The organism is Pantoea sp. BJ2 (assembly GCF_040255075.1).
Classification (GTDB): Bacteria; Pseudomonadota; Gammaproteobacteria; order Enterobacterales; family Enterobacteriaceae; genus Pantoea; species Pantoea leporis.
Genome location: NZ_CP158292.1, coordinates 3,151,233 through 3,167,860, shown reverse-complemented (window position 1 = coordinate 3,167,860; position 16,628 = coordinate 3,151,233). Strand labels below are relative to the sequence as shown.

Below are 16,628 nucleotides of genomic sequence, written 5' to 3'. Positions count from 1 at the left end.
CCTTCGTCTTTATTTATTACTCGTTATTTTGCGAGCGACTCTTTTCGTCTTTAATTTCCGGGAGGTGATATGGAAATTCCCGACAGGTTATTTTTAATTTAACAAACGCATTGCCGTTAATTTAATTTGTGTGCCTCGCACGCAGGGATTTTTATTGCCGTAATAAAGAGGAATGTCACTATGACTGACATGAAACTCAACCAGGACAAAAAAGCCTGGAACACCACGCGCCAGCCGCGTCAAAAAACACCGCGTTACCTGATTGAAGATGAAGCCGGTTTTACTGCCGACGAAACGCTGGTGCGTCTGCGCAGCGATGCGCTTGGCCTGAGTGAACGTGAAGCCGAGGCGCGCCTGAATGTATATGGCCGCAATCAGGTCGAACACGACAAAGCGCCACCGGCGTTGTTGCAGTTGCTGCAGGCATTCAACAATCCGTTTATCTATGTCCTGATGGCGCTGGCGCTGGTGAGCTTTTTCACTGATTTCTGGCTGCCGCTGCGCAACGGCGAGGAGACCGATCTGACCGGTGTCATCATCATTGTGACGATGGTAACGCTCAGCGGTTTGCTGCGCTTCTGGCAGGAGTTCCGTACCAATAAAGCGGCGCAGGCGCTGAAATCGATGGTGCGCACCACCGCCACGGTGCTGCGTCGTGAGTCAGCGCAGCAAGCGCCGCTCAAACAGGAAGTCGATATCGCCACGCTGGTGCCGGGTGACATCATCTATCTGTCGGCGGGGGATTTGGTGCCAGCCGATGTGCGGCTGCTGGATTCACGCGATCTGTTTATCAGCCAGGCGATTTTGACCGGCGAATCGTTACCGGTTGAGAAGTATGACGTCACCGGCCACGTCACCAGCAAAAGCAGCGGTGCCAGCGAACAGGGCACATCGCTGCTGGAACTGGGCAGCGTCTGCCTGATGGGCACCAACGTGTCCAGCGGCAGCGCCAAAGCGGTGGTAGTGGCAACCGGCAGCGAAACTTACTTCGGTAGCCTGGCGAAATCGATTGTGGGTAATCGCTCACAAACCGCCTTTGACCGCGGCGTCAACAGCGTGAGCTGGCTGCTGATCCGCTTCATGTTGGTGATGGTACCGGTGGTGTTGCTGATTAATGGCCTAACCAAAGGCGACTGGCTGGATGCTTCACTGTTTGCGCTGGCGGTAGCGGTAGGTTTAACACCGGAAATGTTGCCGATGATCGTCAGCTCCAACCTGGCGAAAGGCGCCATCGCCATGTCGCGGCGTAAAGTGATCGTCAAACGTCTGAATGCGATTCAAAACCTCGGCGCGATGGATATTCTCTGCACCGACAAAACCGGCACGCTGACGCAGGACAACATCATTCTGGAGCATCATCTGGATTGTGCTGGCGTGGAGAACTCACGCGTGCTGATGCTGAGCTGGCTTAACAGCCACTATCAAAGCGGCACGCTGAATCTGATGGATCGCGCCATTTTGCAGTACGGCAAAAACCGCGTCAGCGAAGCGGTGAGCGATACCTATATCAAAGTGGATGAACTGCCGTTTGATTTCATTCGCCGTCGCGTCTCGGTGGTGGTGCGCGATCGTCGTCTCAATCAACAGATGCTGATCTGCAAAGGGGCGGTAGAAGAGATGCTTAGCATCGCGACTGCCGAGCGTGAAGGCAAACTGGTGCAGCCGCTGAACGAAACGCGTCGTGCAGAACTGCTGGCGCTGGCACATCAATACAATGAGCAGGGTTTCCGCGTGCTGCTGGTGGCGAGCCGCGTGCTGGCGGAGCCGGGTTTACAGCAGCCGCTGAGCGTGGCGGATGAGCAAGGCTTAACGGTAGAAGGGCTGCTGACCTTCCTCGATCCACCGAAAGAGAGCGCCGCCAAAGCCATCGGCGCGCTGCGCGACAATGGCGTTAGCGTCAAAGTCTTGACCGGTGATAATCCGGTGGTGACCGCGCGCATTTGCCAGCAGGTTGGCATCGACAGCGGCGCGATCGTCACCGGCGACCAAATTGCCCTGATGAGCGACGAGCAGTTGGCAGACGCCGCCGCACAGAGTGCGGTATTCGCTAAACTCACGCCGCTGCAGAAATCACGCATCCTGCGCGCGCTACAGCAGCAGGGCCACACCGTTGGCTTCCTTGGCGACGGGATTAATGATGCGCCGGCGCTGCGTGATGCTGATGTCGGGATTTCCGTTGATAGCGCGGCGGACATCGCTAAAGAGTCCTCCGATATCATCCTGCTGGAAAAAGATTTGATGGTGCTGGAAGAGGGCGTAATGAAGGGACGCGAAACCTTCGGCAACATCATTAAGTACCTGAACATGACCGCCAGCTCGAACTTCGGCAACGTGTTCTCGGTGTTGGTGGCGAGCGCCTTTATTCCGTTCCTGCCGATGCTGGCGATTCATCTGCTGATTCAGAACCTGATGTACGATCTGTCCCAGCTGGCACTGCCGTGGGACAAAATGGACCGCGAGTTCCTGCGTAAGCCGCGTAAATGGGACGCGCGTAATATCAAACGCTTTATGTTGTGGATTGGGCCAACGTCGTCGATTTTCGATATCACCACCTTTGCGCTGATGTGGTATGTGTTCGCGGCGAATACGCCAGAAATGCAGTCGCTGTTCCAGTCCGGCTGGTTTATTGAAGGCTTGCTGTCGCAAACGCTGGTGGTGCACATGCTGCGCACGCAAAAGATTCCGTTTATCCAGAGCCGTGCGGCGCTGCCGGTGCTGCTGACCACTGCGTGTGTGATGATCGCCGGCATTCTGCTGCCGTTCTCACCGCTGGGCGCGATGGTGGGATTGGTGCCGCTGCCATGGTCTTACTTCCCATGGCTGGTGGCAACGCTGCTCGGTTATTGCGTGGTCGCGCAGGGCATGAAAATGCTCTACATCAAGCGCTTTGGTCAGTGGTTTTAAACACATGGAGGTGAAATGCGTAACCGCAATCTCAATAAGGTGGTGTTTCACCTGATAATGATGATGGTTGTCATGGTGGTGTTAACGCTGGTGTTTCGTTAATGAAAAAAGGGCAGGATTTCCTGCCCTTTTCTTTACTCTTCGTCGGGCTGATAATACTGCACGCCGATCTCAATGCGCTCGCGGCCGCTAGCTACACGATGGCGATTGCTGTCGCGCAGCGAATAGATGCAGCCGCAATACTCCTGCTGATAGAAACGTTCGCGCTTGCTGATCTCAATCATGCGTGACGAGCCGCCACCTTTCCGCCAGTTAAATTCCCAGTAGAGCATATCGGGATAGTGCGCCGCCGCGCGCACGCCGCAATCGTTAATCTGCTGCATATTCTTCCAGCGCGAAATGCCGAGTGAACTGGTGATCACCGGGAAACCGTTTTCATGTGCATACAGCGCGGTGCGTTCAAAGCGCATGTCGAAACACATGGTGCAGCGCACGCCACGTTCCGGTTCCCACTCCATGCCACGCGCCCGCTCAAACCAATTGTCTTTGTCGTAATCGGCATCAACAAAGGGCACGCCAAACTGCTCGGCAAAGCGGATATTCTCCTCTTTACGCAGCTCATACTCTTTCAGCGGATGAATGTTTGGGTTGTAGAAGAAGATGGTGTAATCGATGCCGGAAGCCAGCATTGCTTCCATCACTTCGCCCGAGCAGGGCGCACAGCAGGAGTGCAACAGGACTTTGTTATGACCGTTGGGCAAGGGCAGCGGCTGGCGGGTAAAGGTGTCAGACATGAGCATAATTGGTTAATGGAGTGTTGGGTAAAGTCTAAGGGGATAGCGTTAAAGATGCAAAGTTGAGGAAAACAGACAATAAAAAAGGCCGCAAACGCGGCCTCTGGATTGAGCGACGAACCTTATTCAGTCACTTTCTTTTTCAGATCGCTGGCACCTTCTTTGGTTTTATTCCAGCCTTTCTGCGTGCCTTCTTTGGTGGCATCCCAACCTTTCTCAGAACCTTCTTTGGTTTTGTTCCAGGCTTTCTGCGTACCTTCGCTGGCTTTGCTGGTCAGGTTATCGCTTTTGCCTTCTGCCGCATGCTTCGCTTTCAGCTGCTGCTCTTTACCTTCGTTCTGCGCCTGATGCAGTTTTTCTTTAGCGGTATTCGCACCGGCCTGCGCGTTAGCGACAGTTTCATCAGTTGCATGTGTGGTCGCGGCAAAAGCCGAAGATGCCATCAGAATGGCTGACAGTGCAATAATGGTCTTTTTCATAATTCCCTCTTTCATGAAATATGTCGTCTCAGGTAATCATCCTGGCACAGGCCGGGATGGAAAGATTTAAGAATAAACCAGGAATGAAAAAGGTCTAGTTTCGCTGGCAAAATCACCAGTAGATAGCATTTTAGGTTGTTGCAGGAAGGGATAAGAGCCACCTGAGCTGTGGCTCTGCAATATTAATCTGCTATCTGTCTGGCGCAGCATAGCAGTGGCGCAACGTGCAACGGTTGCGTACCGAGGTTGGCAATCAGGGATTGAACGTTACGCTGGTAACGTTGTGGAATCCGGGTGGCAATAAACACGCGATAGTCGAGGCGTTTATCGCCAGCCTGCCTGAGCTGTGGAGCCGCCTCTACTCTTCGTCGCGCTCTTTAGCGGCGCGCTGACGATCATAGAACTCATCTTCGGCGGCGATGATCTCATCCATCAATGAGTTCATATCCACTTCATGCACCTCTTCTACGAAGAGACCGGTGAGCGGCGTTTCTGGCGTCAGCTTTCCATCTTCATATAACTGCCAGATCTCTTTCGCATAGCGCGTTTGCAAAATCTGCGGAGCATATTGCCCGTAATAGGCGGTGATGTTGTTCACATCGCGCTCAAACATCGATTCAGCGTGGTTGTTTGCCGCGGCATCAACCGCTTGTGGCAAGTCGATAATCACCGGTCCGTTGGCATCCTGCAGCACGTTGAATTCCGACAGGTCGCCATGAACAATGCCGGCGCACAGCATGCGCACGATATTGCGGATCATGGTATCGAAATCCTTCAGGGCGTTCTCTTCAGTCAGGAACACATCGCTCAGGCGTGGCGCAACCAGACCTTCTGCGTCTGTGACCAGCTCCATCAACAAAACGCCGTCGATGCAAATGTAGGGCTGCGGGACGCGTACGCCAGCATGCGCCAGGCGGAATAACGCATCAACTTCCGCGCTTTGCCAGGTCTCTTCTTGCTGCTTGCGCCCGAATTTCGACCCTTTTTGCATCGCACGTGAATTACGGCTGTTGCGCACTTTGCGCCCTTCCTGATAATGCACAGCCTGCTTGAAACTTCGTTGTGTGGCGTCCTTGTACACTTTGGCACACTGGATTTTGCCGCCCGTTAACACGGTATAAACGTCAGCTTCTTTGCCGCTTCTTAGTCTTTGTAGTACTTCATCTACCAGGCCATCATCAACGAGAGGCTGGAGTCGGTTTGGGATTTTCATGCGAGTCGCCTTGAAAGAGTCCAGATACAAAAAAGCCCGTAAGGCTTGCGCCATACGGGCTCTTAGGACTTCATCGAATGACTCTGGTGATCATCGATGGAGAATTTTGGTGGAGCTGGCGGGAGTTGAACCCGCGTCCGAAATTACTACACCGTCGGCACTACATGCTTAGTCAGTCTTTACATTCGCCGGCCAGCTGCGGACAGACACGCCACTGACAAACTAGCCTGATTAGATTTAGTGCTTCAACCCCAGGCAAGGCATCCACACGATCTCTTTTGGGTTTGACCTCTCTTGATCCCCGTCTTAAGAGCGGAAGCTAGGGAGAGAGGGCTTCAAAGCAGGTTATTAAGCTGCTAAAGCGTAGTTTTCGTCGTTTGCGACTATTTTTTTGCGGCTTTTTACGAGGCAAACCGCCCCTCGGCATGCTCCTAAGGCTTCACAATCCCGTCGAGTCCAGAATCAGCCCCAAGAAATTTCAATACTACAGACAAGCGACGCCAAAATCCAGCGCTTAACGCTTTGAATTCTTCATAATGCGCGCTTTGTCCATCTTCCATTCGCGCTCTTTCACGTCGTCACGCTTGTCGTGCTCTTTCTTACCGCGCGCCACACCGATTTTCAGTTTGGCCCAGGCATTTTTCCAGTACATCGACAGCGCAACCACGGTAAAACCTTCGCGGTTGACGCGACCGTACAGCGAATCGAGTTCGCGTTGTTTCAGCAGCAGCTTGCGGCTTCGCGTGGGATCACACACCACATGCGTCGAAGCAACCGCCAGCGGCTGGAAAGTAGAGCCGAACAGGTAAGCTTCACCATCGCGCAACAGAATGTAGCTATCGCTGATGTTAGCCTTACCGGCACGGAGTGATTTGACTTCCCATCCTTGCAACGACATACCCGCCTCGAACTCTTCTTCAATGAAGTATTCATGACGTGCGCGTTTATTGAGGGCAATAGTGGCTGAACCGGGTTTGTTAACTTTTTTCTTTGTCATAGTGCGGCGTAGTCTACATCACTCAGTTTATGGGCGCATCCCCTGTCCTGCAGGGCGGTAAAAAACACTCCATTTTAGCACAGCAAGCAAAGCCGTGAATTTTTGTTTGGTGACTGAAAATGGTATTATTCAATGGTTTTGTGATGAACAGGAACCATTATGGCCCAGATTAGTCGTTCAGCGCTGGTCCCTTATAGCGCTGAACAGATGTACCGTCTTGTGAATGACGTGGATGCTTATCCTCAGTTTCTGCCGGGCTGCACCGGCAGTCGCGTGCTGGATAACAGCGGAGATCAAATGACCGCGGCCGTTGATGTCTCGAAAGCGGGCATCAGTAAAACTTTCACTACGCGCAACACGCTGATCAGCAACCAAAGCATATTGATGCAGTTGGTTGATGGCCCGTTTCGTAAATTGACCGGCGGCTGGCATTTCACTTCATTAGGTGATGATGCCTGCAAGGTTGAGTTGAACCTCGATTTTGAGTTCACCAATATGCTGGTAGAAATGGCGTTCGGCCGCATCTTTAAAGAGCTGGCAAATAGCATGGTGCAGGCGTTCAGTCAGCGCGCAAAAGAGGTTTATCGTGCCTGATATCAGCGTGGAAGTGGTTTACGCACTGCCAGACAAGCAGTATATGCGTGCCGTAACGCTTGAAGAAGGCGCAACCGTTGAGCAAGCGATCAAGGCTTCGGGGTTGCTGTCACTGCGTAAAGATATTGACCTGAACTCGAATAAGGTTGGGATTTATAGCCGCCCGGTAAAATTGGGTGATGCCGTCCAGGATGGTGATCGCATTGAGATCTATCGTCCGCTGATTGCCGACCCGAAAGAGTTACGGCGTCAACGCGCAGAGCGGTCAGCTGAGAAGAAATAGTCGGAATGTAAAAACGAAAAAAGGCGCTTAAGCGCCTTTTTTATTGCCGTTCACTTAGCCTTCTTTGCCTGAGAGCTTCGGCTTATTGTCGATGTTAGTCAGCGTTCCGTTGCTGTCAAAGGTCAGCGTCAGCGTTTGCTGTTTCACACCTTCATGGCCTGGTTCCTGGCGGAACACGTAATACCAAACGTTGCTGCCAAACGGATCGCGCATCATCGGCGTACCGAGCGTGTAGGCAACCTGCTGCTGCGTCATGCCGTTGTGAATTTTCGACACATCGTTGGCGACCAGGTAATTCCCCTGATTGATATCCGGACGATACACAACGCGCTCAAGGGTGGAACATCCAGCGGTCATCATCAACATTACTACTGCCGCGGCAGTCAGCGTTTTACAGCGCATCTATACATTCCTTTTCTGGGGCCAAACGCCTTTCAGCAGGCTATTTTTTTGCCATCAAATTCTGAACTCTGCCTGCGGCAGGCTTTATTACTCAGACGACATAACTACCGATGATAATAAACCTTTTCGCTATTTGAAACCTCTACAGAGCAAGCATATGACCACCAGCCGGGAAAAAAGTGCGGTATCAGGCGGCTAAAAGTTCTTTAGCATTGGCCAGCGTGTTGCGCGTCACCTCGCTGCCGCCCAGCAAACGCGCCAACTCTTGCAGACGCGCGCGTTTATCCAGCGGCTGCATATGCGTTTCTGTCATCGCACCATCGGTCTCTTTGCTGACGTAAAAGTGCTGATGACCGCAGCCGGCAACCTGCGGCAGGTGCGTGACACACATCACCTGCGTTGACTCGCCCAGCTGACGCAGCATTTGGCCGACAACAGCGGCGGTTGGGCCGCTGATGCCAACATCTACTTCATCGAAGATCATTGCCGGTGTTTCCATTTTCTGTGCGGTAATCACCTGAATCGCCAGAGCGATACGCGACAGCTCACCGCCGGATGCCACTTTGCCCAGCGGCTGGAGCGGCTGGCCTGGGTTCGTCGTAACGCGGAAATCAATGCGCGTTGCACCATCTGCGGTGAGTTGATCGGCATTGAACTCCAGCACAATGGCAAACTGGCCGTGCGGCATTGCCAGCGTGCGCATGCTTTGCGTAATTAGCTGGCTCAATTCTTGAGCGGAATGCTCGCGCAGTTGATGCAGATTTTCAGCGCTGACTAACGCGGCTTTGTGGTGAGCGACAACTTCAGACTGCAAAGTTTCCTGATCGCTCTCTTGCTGCGAAAGCAGTTCCGCTTCATCAAGCAACTGCTGATAAAGCACCGGCAAGGTTTCAGGTGCGACATGGTGCTTACGCGCCAAAGCAATCTGCCGTGACAGACGTTGCTCCAGCTCATGCAGGCGATTGGGATCGAGATCCAGGCGTTCGCAGTAGTGACGCAGTTCATCGCTGGCTTCACTGAGTTGAATTGCGGCTTCCTCCAGCAGATTGAACACGCCGCTGACTTTATTATCCAGCGTCACCAGTTCGCCCAGCATGTGACGAGCGCTATAAAGAAGGCTCTGCAGGTTGGTGTCATCCCCATCGGCGAGAATTTGCAGCGCTTGCTGGCTAGTGGACAGCAACTGGCCGCTGTTCGCCAGGCGTTTATAATCTTCATCAATCTGTTCAAATTCGCCCAACTGCGGGGCAAATTCATTGAGTTCTTTCAACTGATACTGCAGTAGCTCGCGACGGGATTCACGCTCTTGCGAAAGCTGCTGATGCTGTGCCAGCGCGCGGCAACTCTGATGCCAGCGCTGATAGTGCTGGCGCATTTCAGACAGCAAATCATCGTGGGCTGCATACGCATCCAGCAGATGTTTTTGGTGATCGGATTTGAGCAGCAACTGGTGAGCATGCTGGCCGTGAATCTGAATCAGCAACTGGCCCAGTTCACGCAACTGCGACAGCGGCACCGATGTGCCGTTGATAAAGCCACGCGAACGACCATCCGCGCTAATCACACGCCGCAGCAGACACTCATTGCCCTCATCCAGCTGATTCTCCACCAGCCAGCGTTGTGCGGAAGGCGAAGCTTTGAGCTGGAAGCGGGCGCAGATATCAGCGCGGCTGGCACCCTGACGCACCATATCTGCTTCAGCGCGGCCGCCCAGACACAGGCCCAACGCATCGATGGCGATAGATTTACCTGCGCCGGTTTCACCCGTGATCGCCGTCATACCACGATGAAAATCGATCTCCAGTTCACGAACGATAGCAAAGTTACTGATGGTCAGTTGTGCCAGCATAGAATCACCTGTATGTAAAAACAGATATGGTTTTACGTACAGTATATCCTGGTTTTTTATACAGTAAAGTAGTCAGCGCTGATTTTCAGAACAATTTTTTAGACCAGCCCAACTTTGAACTTAAGGTATTAAAATAATTGTAATTTTTAGGATGGATAAGATTGAGATGATTGGCGCTACGGCGGATCAGGACATCTTCACCTTCCTGAATTGGCAAGGCAATCTGGCTGTCGCAACTGATCTCGAGATCGCTGCGCAGGGAAGAAAAACGCAGGCGGATGGTGCTGCTGCTGTTGATGACCAGCGGACGCGCAGAAAGCGTATGCGGGAACATGGGCACCAGCGTAATCGCATCCAGCGACGGCGTCAGAATAGGGCCGCCCGCCGAAAGCGAATAGGCGGTGGAGCCGGTCGGTGTGGAGATAATCAAACCATCGGAACGCTGTGAAAAGGCAAACACCTCATCAATATAGACTTCGAATTCAATCATATGCGCAACTTTACCGGGATGCAGCACCACTTCATTAATGGCGCTACCAATGCGCGGCGAGCACGCTTCTTTGCACACCTGCGCCTCCAGCAAGAAGCGGCTCTCGACGAAGTAATCGCCCTGCAGCACATCGTCCAGCTGCTGTTGCGCATTGTCCGGATCGAGATCGGTGAGAAAACCGAGGTTGCCACGGTTGATGCCAATCACTTTGATGTCATAGCGCGCCAGCACACGGGCAGCACCAAGCATGTTGCCATCGCCACCAACCACCACAGCTAAATCAGCGCGTTGACCAATATCCGCAAGGCTGCCGGTTTGGGCATTTTTCAAATCCAGTTCGCGCGCAATCTGCTGCTCGACAATCACCTCATAACCCTTTGCCGTTAGCCAGCGCCAGAGCATTTCATGGGTGGTTAACGCAGTAGGATGGCGCGGATGGCCGACAATCCCGATGCAGTTAAAGTGTTTGTTCATTTAGCGCGAGTTCCTTATAAGCCAAAACGGCCAGGCAATGTGATGGGTTTACTTGAAACCGTCAAACTGATCCCCATAATAAGCCAACCAGCGAGATGAATGTGCAAAACGCGGAGAAATTCATGAGTAGTAAAGAACAGAACACCCCAAACGAGCAAGTCTCAGACGAAATTCAACAGGATCAGCAGCACGTGGACGCAGAGACAACCGCTGAGGTGGATCCGCGTGATGAGCGTATCGCGCAACTGGAAGCCGAGTTAGCCGTGTCGCAAACCGGCGTGCGTGATGCACAGCTGCGTGCGCAGGCGGAGATCGAAAATATTCGTCGCCGTACTGAAATGGACGTGGAAAAAGCGCATAAATTTGCGCTGGAGAAATTTGCCAACGAGCTGCTGCCCGTGATCGATAGCCTGGAGCGCGCGCTGGAAGTGGCAGACAAAGAGAACGCTGAACTGGCTTCGATGATCGAAGGTATCGAGCTGACGCTGAAGTCGCTGCTGGGCGCGGTGCGTAAGTTTGGCGTGGAAGTGGTGGGCGAAACCAATGTGCCATTCAATCCAGAGATCCATCAGGCGATGTCGATGATGGAATCAGAAGATATGGCGCCAAATCACGTGCTGATGGTAATGCAGCGCGGTTACACCCTCAATGGTCGCCTGCTGCGTCCGGCGATGGTGGCAGTGACCAAAGCCAAAGGCTAATCTGTCGCTGTAATAACAACGGCCGCTTAATGCGGCCGTTTGTTTATTAAGGCAACACCGGCATCCAGTCAATCGGTGACTGGCCCGATTGACTGAGCAGCGCATTCGCCTGCGAGAAGTGTTTACTGCCAAAAAAGCCACGATGCGCGGAGAGCGGAGAAGGGTGCGGCGCTTTCAATACATGATGACGTTGCGTATCAATGATGCTGCCTTTCTTCTGCGCATGCGAACCCCACAGCAAGAAAATTACCCCTTCGCGATGCTGATTGATGGCGCTGATGACGTTATCGGTAAAGGTTTCCCAGCCAAAGCGCGCGTGCGAATGCGCCTTACTGGCTTCCACCGTTAACACGGTGTTTAACAGCATCACGCCTTGTGTTGCCCAGCTTTCGAGAAAACCGTGCGTAGGACGCACAAAGCCAGGCATATCTTGCTCCAGCTCTTTGTACATATTCAGTAATGATGGCGGGATCGCCACGCCGGGCAGAACGGAAAAAGCCAGACCATGCGCCTGATTCGGTCCGTGATAGGGATCCTGCCCCAAAATCACCACTTTGATATCGCCCAGTTCGGTCAGCCGAAAGGCATTAAACACATCCTTCTGCGGCGGATACACCGTTACGCCGGCAGCACGTTCATTGGCCACCGCTTTCAGCGTTTCCACGAAGTAAGGTTTCTCTTTCTCTTCAGCCAGCACGTCGTGCCAGGTCAGCTTCTCAGCCATCGTTGACTCCCTGCAAAATAGTGCGCCTAGCTTAACGTGTCGGACTCAACAGCAGAAGGGTAAAAATAATTTGAATATTTACGTAAAATTTTAATTAGCGAAGTTGTTATGAATCAATTTGTTAGGTTTTGAGCGTGTAATCGTGACTGGACGAAATTGATACAGGTCAAAACGGCGCTTTTCCTGCAGTGATATACCACAGCATTCCAAAACCTTATGAACCTCGCTGCCCAGTTGCGACAGCGTAAAGCCCTGGAGACTTACTATGATTACCGGTATTCAAATTACTCAGGCAAATAATCCACAGCTATTGAACTCATTCTGGCTGCTGGACGATGATAAAGCCGAAGCGCGCTGCCTGTGCGCCAAAGGGGATTTCGCAGAAGATCAGGTTGTTGCTATCAGCGATCTCGGCGAAATCGCTTACCGTGAAATTCCACTTGAGCAGAAACCGCAGGTGCGCATCGAAGGTGGTCAGCACCTGAACGTTAACGTGCTGCGCCGCGAAACGCTGGAAGATGCCGTCAATCATCCGGAAAAATATCCGCAGTTGACCATTCGCGTATCTGGCTATGCCGTGCGCTTTAACGCGCTGACGCCAGAGCAGCAGCGTGACGTGATTACACGTACATTCACCGAAAGCCTGTAATTGCAGCGCTGACGAAAAGACACACAGCAATACAAGCCGCGCCAATGTTGATTGGCGCGGCTTTTTTTATCTGGCGAGTTTAAAAGAACGGTCTACAGGGCGGATGATAGCGAAAGCGCGTTTTCGCTACGCTTAAAACAAAAAAATCGCCTCAAAAGAGGCGATTAATTACAGCGAGTGCTGTTTTATTCCGCACCAGACTTTGGTGCATCGCTACCGCTTGGCTTGCGGCGTTTACCCACATTTTTGGTATCGCGATGACGTTGCTTGACGCGCGGTTTCTCTTGTTCTTTCTCTTTACGCTCTTGACGCTTCGCAAGTGCTTTTTTCGACGGTTTTCCCGTCACTTTAGCACTTGGCGCACGGCTTTCTGGACGCAGCTCATCAATCACGCGCGCTTTTAACGGCTCGTTGATGTAACGGGTGATTTTGCCCAGCAGCACGTGATCGTGCGCTTCAACCAGCGAGATCGCGGTACCTTTACGGCCCGCACGCGCGGTACGACCGATACGGTGCAGATAGGTATCTGCGGTGCGCGGCAAATCGTAGTTAATCACGTGCGAGATATCGTCGATGTCGATACCGCGCGCAGCAACGTCGGTGGCAATCATCACCTTTACGCGGCCATCATTCATACGCTTGATGGCTTCGTTACGGTTGACCTGCACCATTTCGCCTTCGAGATAGCTGGTGCGGATGCCCGCTTCATGAAGCCAGGTAACCAGCTCATGCAGGCGCTCACGTTTGCGCACAAATACAATGACGCGCGTGGCATCTGGCTGTTTCAACAGGTGAATCAGCAGCTTATTCTTATGCTCTAAATTATCGGCGCGGTAATACCATTGCTGGATTTTTTTGCGTTCGCTTTTGCTTGGGTCGGCCTCAATAAACACAGGCTCGTTGAGCAAACGCTCGGCGAAGTCTTTGATGTGCTCACCTTCCAGCGTCGCCGAGAACAGCAGCGTCTGTTTGCGCCAGCGGGTTTCTGCGGCGATGGTTTCGATGTCCTGCGCAAAGCCCATATCGAGCATGCGGTCAGCTTCATCGAGAATCAGCGTTTCTACGGCGCGGCAGTCAAAGTTCTCTTCTTTGATGTACTGCAGCAAACGGCCGGTGGTCGCGACGACGATGTCCTGGTTTTCACTGAACACTTCGGCATGGTTCATATACGCCACGCCCCCGGTGATGGTGGCGATATCCAGATGCGTGTGTTTAGCCAGCTCGCGCGCGTGATCGGCAACCTGCATCGCCAGTTCGCGCGTTGGGGTGATGATCAGAATGCGTGGTGGGCCTGATTTCTTGCGCGGGAAATCGAGCAAATGCTGTAAAGCGGGCAGCAAAAACGCTGCAGTTTTCCCCGTCCCGGTTGGAGCCGAACCCAGAACGTCACGGCCTTCCAGCGCGGCAGGAATGGTCTCGGCCTGAATAACAGTAGGGCGAGTGAAGCCTTTTTCCTGCAAAGCTTGTAGCAGGCTTTCGTCGAGTTCGAGTTCGGAGAATGTGGTTACGGTCATGGTCTACCTCAGTTTGGGGCGCTGATTATAGACAGAACGAATATAATCTTCATCTGTTTGTGTAGGTATTACCGGCGCAGGTGAATTCCCATCGCCACCACGTTACACTTCCGGCAGTAAAAAATTCAATGGTAGTGAAGTATGTCTCAGGACCAGCCGCACGCGCGGCCGACGTTAAGAAAAGACGGTTTTACCTTTAAGCAATTTTTCGTGGCGCACGATCGCTGTGCGATGAAAGTCGGCACCGATGGCGTGTTAATCGGGGCCTGGGCGCCAGTAGCCGGCGCGCGTCGCGTCCTCGATATTGGCTGCGGCAGTGGCTTGATTGCGCTGATGCTGGCGCAACGTACAGCAGATTCGGTAGAGATTGATGCCGTCGAACTGGAAGCCAGCGCAGCGCAGCAGGCGCAGGAAAATATGCAGGCTTCGCCGTGGGCGGATCGCATCCACGTCCACCATCAGGATATTGTCAGCTGGAGCGAACAGTGTGAAAAACGCTTCTCGCTCATCGTCAGTAATCCACCTTTTTTCGCGCCCGGTATGGCAAGCGGCAGTGTCGCGCGCGATACCGCGCGCAGCACCGCCACGCTCGACCATCTGACGCTGCTGCGTTGTGCCGCCCAGTTGATTGAAGAAGAAGGGCTATTTTGCGTGGTGCTGCCGGCTGAAGCTGGCGAAGCATTGATTTCACTGGCGCTGGCGGATGGCTGGCATTTGCGTTATCGCTACGATGTCGCCGCCTATGCGCAGCGCCCGCCGAATCGCGTGGTGTTAGGTTTTTCTCCCTCCGCCGGCGAAACCTTGCTGGAACGTCTCGCCATTCGTGATGAAGATAAAAGCTATTCAGCCGACTGGCTCAGCCTGGTGAAAGACTTTTACCTGTTCCGCTAGCTTCGGGCTGCAGGATGGTCGGTAACGCTTCATCCAGCAGATCGGGATTGTCGAGGGTAAAGTGTAACCCTCGGCTCTCCTTGCGCTCCAGCGCACAGCGCACCATCAGTTCGGCGACCTGCACCAGATTGCGCAGCTCAAGAAGATTGTTAGAGAGGCGGAAGTGCGCGTAGTACTCGTCAATCTCCTGTTGCAGCAAATTAATGCGCCGCAGTGCGCGCTCCAGACGCTTGGTAGTACGCACAATTCCCATGTAATCCCACATGAATAATCGCAGTTCATGCCAGTTATGCTGGATTACTACGCGCTCATCGGCATCATCAACGCGGCTTTCATCCCACGCGGGCAGATGTTCTACCGCCGCGATGTCCGGCAAGCGGGCGATCATATCTTCAGCAGCAGACCAACCGTAAACCAGGCACTCGAGCAGGGAGTTGGACGCCATGCGGTTTGCGCCATGTAAGCCGGTGTAGCTCACTTCGCCAATCGCATACAGTCCGTCAACATCTGTACGGCCTTGCTGATCGACCATCACGCCGCCGCAAGTGTAATGCGCGGCTGGCACAATCGGAATCGGCTGTTTAGTGAGATCGAGGCCAAAGGTCAGCAATTTTTCGTAAATCATCGGGAAGTGCGCGCGCACAAAGCTTTCCGGCTGGTGGCTAATGTCGAGATACATGCAATCGACGCCCAGCCGTTTCATCTCATGGTCAATGGCGCGCGCCACAATATCGCGCGGTGCCAGCTCGGCACGCTCATCAAAGTCAGGCATAAAGCGAGTGCCGTCAGGACGCAACAGCCAGGCACCTTCACCGCGCAGCGCTTCAGTCAGCAGGAAGTTTTGCGCTTGTGGATGGAATAAACAGGTGGGATGGAATTGATTAAATTCGAGGTTCGCTACGCGGCAACCGGCGCGCCACGCCATGGCAATGCCATCGCCAGAGGCCACGTCCGGATTGGTGGTGTACTGATAGACTTTCGCTGCGCCGCCGGTGGCTAACACCACGGCGCGCGCGCGGCAGGTTTCCACCTGTTCACGTTTACGGTTCCAGATCCACGCGCCAACTACGCGGCGCTTGCCGGGCAGGCCAAGCTTATCGGAAAGGATCAAATCCACCGCATTGGTGCGTTCAATAATTCGGATGTTAGGATGGCTCAGCGCCTGGCTTACCAGCGTGGTTTCCACCGCGCGGCCAGTGGCATCGGCGCTATGCAGAATGCGGCGATGGCTGTGCCCACCTTCGCGCGTGAGGTGGTAACGCGCTTCACCCTCAGCCTGCGGCTCTTTATCGAAGGCAACGCCGTTATCAATCAGCCACTGCACGCAGTGACGCGCGTTGCTGGCGATAAAGCTCACCGTATCGCGGTCGCACAAGCCGGCGCCCGCAACCAGCGTGTCTTCAACGTGTGATTCGATGCTATCCGTTTCATCAAACACCGCCGCAATCCCGCCCTGCGCATACAGCGTTGAGCCCTCATTCACCTGCGCTTTACTCAGCACGGTAACCTGATAATGCGGCGCTAAGCGCAGCGCTAACGATAAACCTGCCGCACCGCTGCCGACGATGAGGACATCACACTGATATTCCGGGAGAGAAGTCATGATGTTTAATTTACTAAACAAAAGGTGGCTTGAGCATAAGCCGTGATGGGGGTGCTGTGAAGTATTT

General features: G+C 53.5%; 17 protein-coding genes and 1 other RNA gene. 7 read left to right on the top strand and 11 right to left on the bottom strand.

Features of this window, described 5'->3' with window-relative positions:
• The first annotated feature begins 180 nt into the window (after positions 1-180).
• Positions 181-2,904 (top strand): magnesium-translocating P-type ATPase, encoded by a 2,724-nt coding sequence (gene mgtA / locus AAF463_RS14665; RefSeq protein WP_110868283.1) that lies wholly within the window; start codon positions 181-183, stop codon positions 2,902-2,904.
• Between the two features lie 134 nt (positions 2,905-3,038).
• Here mgtA and AAF463_RS14660 read toward each other — a convergent pair whose 3' ends face one another.
• Together AAF463_RS14660 and AAF463_RS14655 are read right to left on the bottom strand one after the other, a co-directional pair.
• The gene (locus AAF463_RS14660; protein ID WP_008101584.1) at positions 3,039-3,698 is read right to left on the bottom strand and encodes an epoxyqueuosine reductase QueH; all 660 of its coding nucleotides are present in this window, start codon (positions 3,696-3,698) and stop codon (positions 3,039-3,041) included.
• Between the two features lie 122 nt (positions 3,699-3,820).
• Positions 3,821-4,177, bottom strand: coding sequence for a hypothetical protein (locus tag AAF463_RS14655; RefSeq protein WP_110868297.1), 357 nt, complete (start codon positions 4,175-4,177; stop codon positions 3,821-3,823).
• Positions 4,178-4,401: 224 nt separating this feature from the next.
• Between AAF463_RS14655 and AAF463_RS14650 the strand changes: the two genes are divergently transcribed.
• Positions 4,402-4,569 carry a hypothetical protein gene (locus AAF463_RS14650; protein WP_192411362.1) on the top strand — a complete coding sequence of 56 codons (168 nt, stop codon included), beginning with the start codon at positions 4,402-4,404 and terminating at the stop codon, positions 4,567-4,569.
• Here the strand turns inward: AAF463_RS14650 and AAF463_RS14645 are convergent.
• The 3 genes from AAF463_RS14645 to smpB form a co-directional block, all read right to left on the bottom strand.
• Entirely contained in the window at positions 4,536-5,390 is an 855-nt protein-coding gene (locus AAF463_RS14645; protein ID WP_309833593.1) for a PA4780 family RIO1-like protein kinase, read from the bottom strand. The genes AAF463_RS14650 and AAF463_RS14645 overlap by 34 nt on opposite strands.
• 107 nt (positions 5,391-5,497) lie before the next feature.
• Positions 5,498-5,860: a transfer-messenger RNA gene (ssrA, locus tag AAF463_RS14640) on the bottom strand.
• A 44-nt stretch (positions 5,861-5,904) separates the two neighbouring features.
• A complete protein-coding gene (smpB, locus tag AAF463_RS14635) occupies positions 5,905-6,387 on the bottom strand; it encodes an SsrA-binding protein SmpB (RefSeq protein ID WP_007886141.1) in 483 nt (160 codons plus the stop codon).
• 159 nt (positions 6,388-6,546) lie between these two features.
• Between smpB and AAF463_RS14630 the strand changes: the two genes are divergently transcribed.
• Together AAF463_RS14630 and AAF463_RS14625 are read left to right on the top strand one after the other, a co-directional pair.
• The gene (locus AAF463_RS14630) at positions 6,547-6,981 is read left to right on the top strand and encodes a type II toxin-antitoxin system RatA family toxin (RefSeq protein ID WP_008101549.1); all 435 of its coding nucleotides are present in this window, start codon (positions 6,547-6,549) and stop codon (positions 6,979-6,981) included.
• Positions 6,974-7,264 (top strand): RnfH family protein, encoded by a 291-nt coding sequence (locus AAF463_RS14625; RefSeq protein ID WP_110868282.1) that lies wholly within the window; start codon positions 6,974-6,976, stop codon positions 7,262-7,264. Before AAF463_RS14630 ends, AAF463_RS14625 begins: the two co-directional genes overlap by 8 nt.
• Before the next feature lie 54 nt (positions 7,265-7,318).
• Here the strand turns inward: AAF463_RS14625 and bamE are convergent, their stop codons facing one another.
• The 3 genes from bamE to nadK all read right to left on the bottom strand — a co-directional run bounded on the left by bamE (position 7,319) and on the right by nadK (position 10,479).
• The gene (gene bamE, locus AAF463_RS14620; RefSeq protein WP_101763449.1) at positions 7,319-7,666 is read right to left on the bottom strand and encodes an outer membrane protein assembly factor BamE; all 348 of its coding nucleotides are present in this window, start codon (positions 7,664-7,666) and stop codon (positions 7,319-7,321) included.
• 187 nt (positions 7,667-7,853) lie between these two features.
• Complete coding sequence (gene recN, locus AAF463_RS14615) at positions 7,854-9,515, bottom strand: DNA repair protein RecN (protein ID WP_350260999.1); 1,662 nt, start codon at positions 9,513-9,515, stop codon at positions 7,854-7,856.
• 85 nt (positions 9,516-9,600) lie between these two features.
• Complete coding sequence (nadK, locus tag AAF463_RS14610) at positions 9,601-10,479, bottom strand: NAD(+) kinase (protein WP_061718023.1); 879 nt, start codon at positions 10,477-10,479, stop codon at positions 9,601-9,603.
• A gap of 122 nt (positions 10,480-10,601) precedes the next feature.
• Here nadK and grpE point away from each other — a divergent pair, with 122 nt between their 5' ends.
• Positions 10,602-11,180: a nucleotide exchange factor GrpE gene (gene grpE, locus AAF463_RS14605; protein WP_101763451.1), complete on the top strand. Its 579-nt coding sequence runs from the start codon at positions 10,602-10,604 to the stop codon at positions 11,178-11,180.
• A gap of 46 nt (positions 11,181-11,226) precedes the next feature.
• On the opposite strand, the gene ung is transcribed toward grpE, so the two are convergent.
• Positions 11,227-11,904, bottom strand: coding sequence for a uracil-DNA glycosylase (gene ung / locus AAF463_RS14600; RefSeq protein WP_008101537.1), 678 nt, complete (start codon positions 11,902-11,904; stop codon positions 11,227-11,229).
• A gap of 265 nt (positions 11,905-12,169) precedes the next feature.
• Between ung and grcA the strand changes: the two genes are divergently transcribed.
• Entirely contained in the window at positions 12,170-12,553 is a 384-nt protein-coding gene (gene grcA / locus AAF463_RS14595) for an autonomous glycyl radical cofactor GrcA (RefSeq protein ID WP_008101535.1), read from the top strand.
• A gap of 185 nt (positions 12,554-12,738) precedes the next feature.
• Here grcA and srmB read toward each other — a convergent pair whose 3' ends face one another.
• Positions 12,739-14,067 (bottom strand): ATP-dependent RNA helicase SrmB, encoded by a 1,329-nt coding sequence (gene srmB, locus AAF463_RS14590; protein ID WP_137386305.1) that lies wholly within the window; start codon positions 14,065-14,067, stop codon positions 12,739-12,741.
• Positions 14,068-14,208: 141 nt separating this feature from the next.
• Here srmB and AAF463_RS14585 point away from each other — a divergent pair, with 141 nt between their 5' ends.
• The gene (locus tag AAF463_RS14585; protein ID WP_350260998.1) at positions 14,209-14,958 is read left to right on the top strand and encodes a tRNA1(Val) (adenine(37)-N6)-methyltransferase; all 750 of its coding nucleotides are present in this window, start codon (positions 14,209-14,211) and stop codon (positions 14,956-14,958) included.
• Here the strand turns inward: AAF463_RS14585 and nadB are convergent.
• Positions 14,924-16,561, bottom strand: coding sequence for an L-aspartate oxidase (gene nadB / locus AAF463_RS14580; RefSeq protein WP_101763455.1), 1,638 nt, complete (start codon positions 16,559-16,561; stop codon positions 14,924-14,926). The two genes, AAF463_RS14585 and nadB, sit on opposite strands and share 35 nt — an antisense overlap.
• Positions 16,562-16,628: the final 67 nt, after the last annotated feature.

What these genes read in the sequence shown, in the direction of transcription:
- bamE (WP_101763449.1), bottom strand. Translation starts at nt 7,666, where the DNA reads ATGCGCTGTAAAACGCTGACTGCCGCGGCAGTAGTAATGTTGATGATG.
- nadB (WP_101763455.1), bottom strand. Translation starts at nt 16,561, where the DNA reads ATGACTTCTCTCCCGGAATATCAGTGTGATGTCCTCATCGTCGGCAGC.
- AAF463_RS14660 (WP_008101584.1), bottom strand. Translation starts at nt 3,698, where the DNA reads ATGTCTGACACCTTTACCCGCCAGCCGCTGCCCTTGCCCAACGGTCAT.
- AAF463_RS14645 (WP_309833593.1), bottom strand. Translation starts at nt 5,390, where the DNA reads ATGAAAATCCCAAACCGACTCCAGCCTCTCGTTGATGATGGCCTGGTA.
- AAF463_RS14655 (WP_110868297.1), bottom strand. Translation starts at nt 4,177, where the DNA reads ATGAAAAAGACCATTATTGCACTGTCAGCCATTCTGATGGCATCTTCG.
- recN (WP_350260999.1), bottom strand. Translation starts at nt 9,515, where the DNA reads ATGCTGGCACAACTGACCATCAGTAACTTTGCTATCGTTCGTGAACTG.
- AAF463_RS14630 (WP_008101549.1), top strand. Translation starts at nt 6,547, where the DNA reads ATGGCCCAGATTAGTCGTTCAGCGCTGGTCCCTTATAGCGCTGAACAG.
- srmB (WP_137386305.1), bottom strand. Translation starts at nt 14,067, where the DNA reads ATGACCGTAACCACATTCTCCGAACTCGAACTCGACGAAAGCCTGCTA.
- ung (WP_008101537.1), bottom strand. Translation starts at nt 11,904, where the DNA reads ATGGCTGAGAAGCTGACCTGGCACGACGTGCTGGCTGAAGAGAAAGAG.
- grcA (WP_008101535.1), top strand. Translation starts at nt 12,170, where the DNA reads ATGATTACCGGTATTCAAATTACTCAGGCAAATAATCCACAGCTATTG.
- mgtA (WP_110868283.1), top strand. Translation starts at nt 181, where the DNA reads ATGACTGACATGAAACTCAACCAGGACAAAAAAGCCTGGAACACCACG.
- grpE (WP_101763451.1), top strand. Translation starts at nt 10,602, where the DNA reads ATGAGTAGTAAAGAACAGAACACCCCAAACGAGCAAGTCTCAGACGAA.
- AAF463_RS14585 (WP_350260998.1), top strand. Translation starts at nt 14,209, where the DNA reads ATGTCTCAGGACCAGCCGCACGCGCGGCCGACGTTAAGAAAAGACGGT.
- nadK (WP_061718023.1), bottom strand. Translation starts at nt 10,479, where the DNA reads ATGAACAAACACTTTAACTGCATCGGGATTGTCGGCCATCCGCGCCAT.
- smpB (WP_007886141.1), bottom strand. Translation starts at nt 6,387, where the DNA reads ATGACAAAGAAAAAAGTTAACAAACCCGGTTCAGCCACTATTGCCCTC.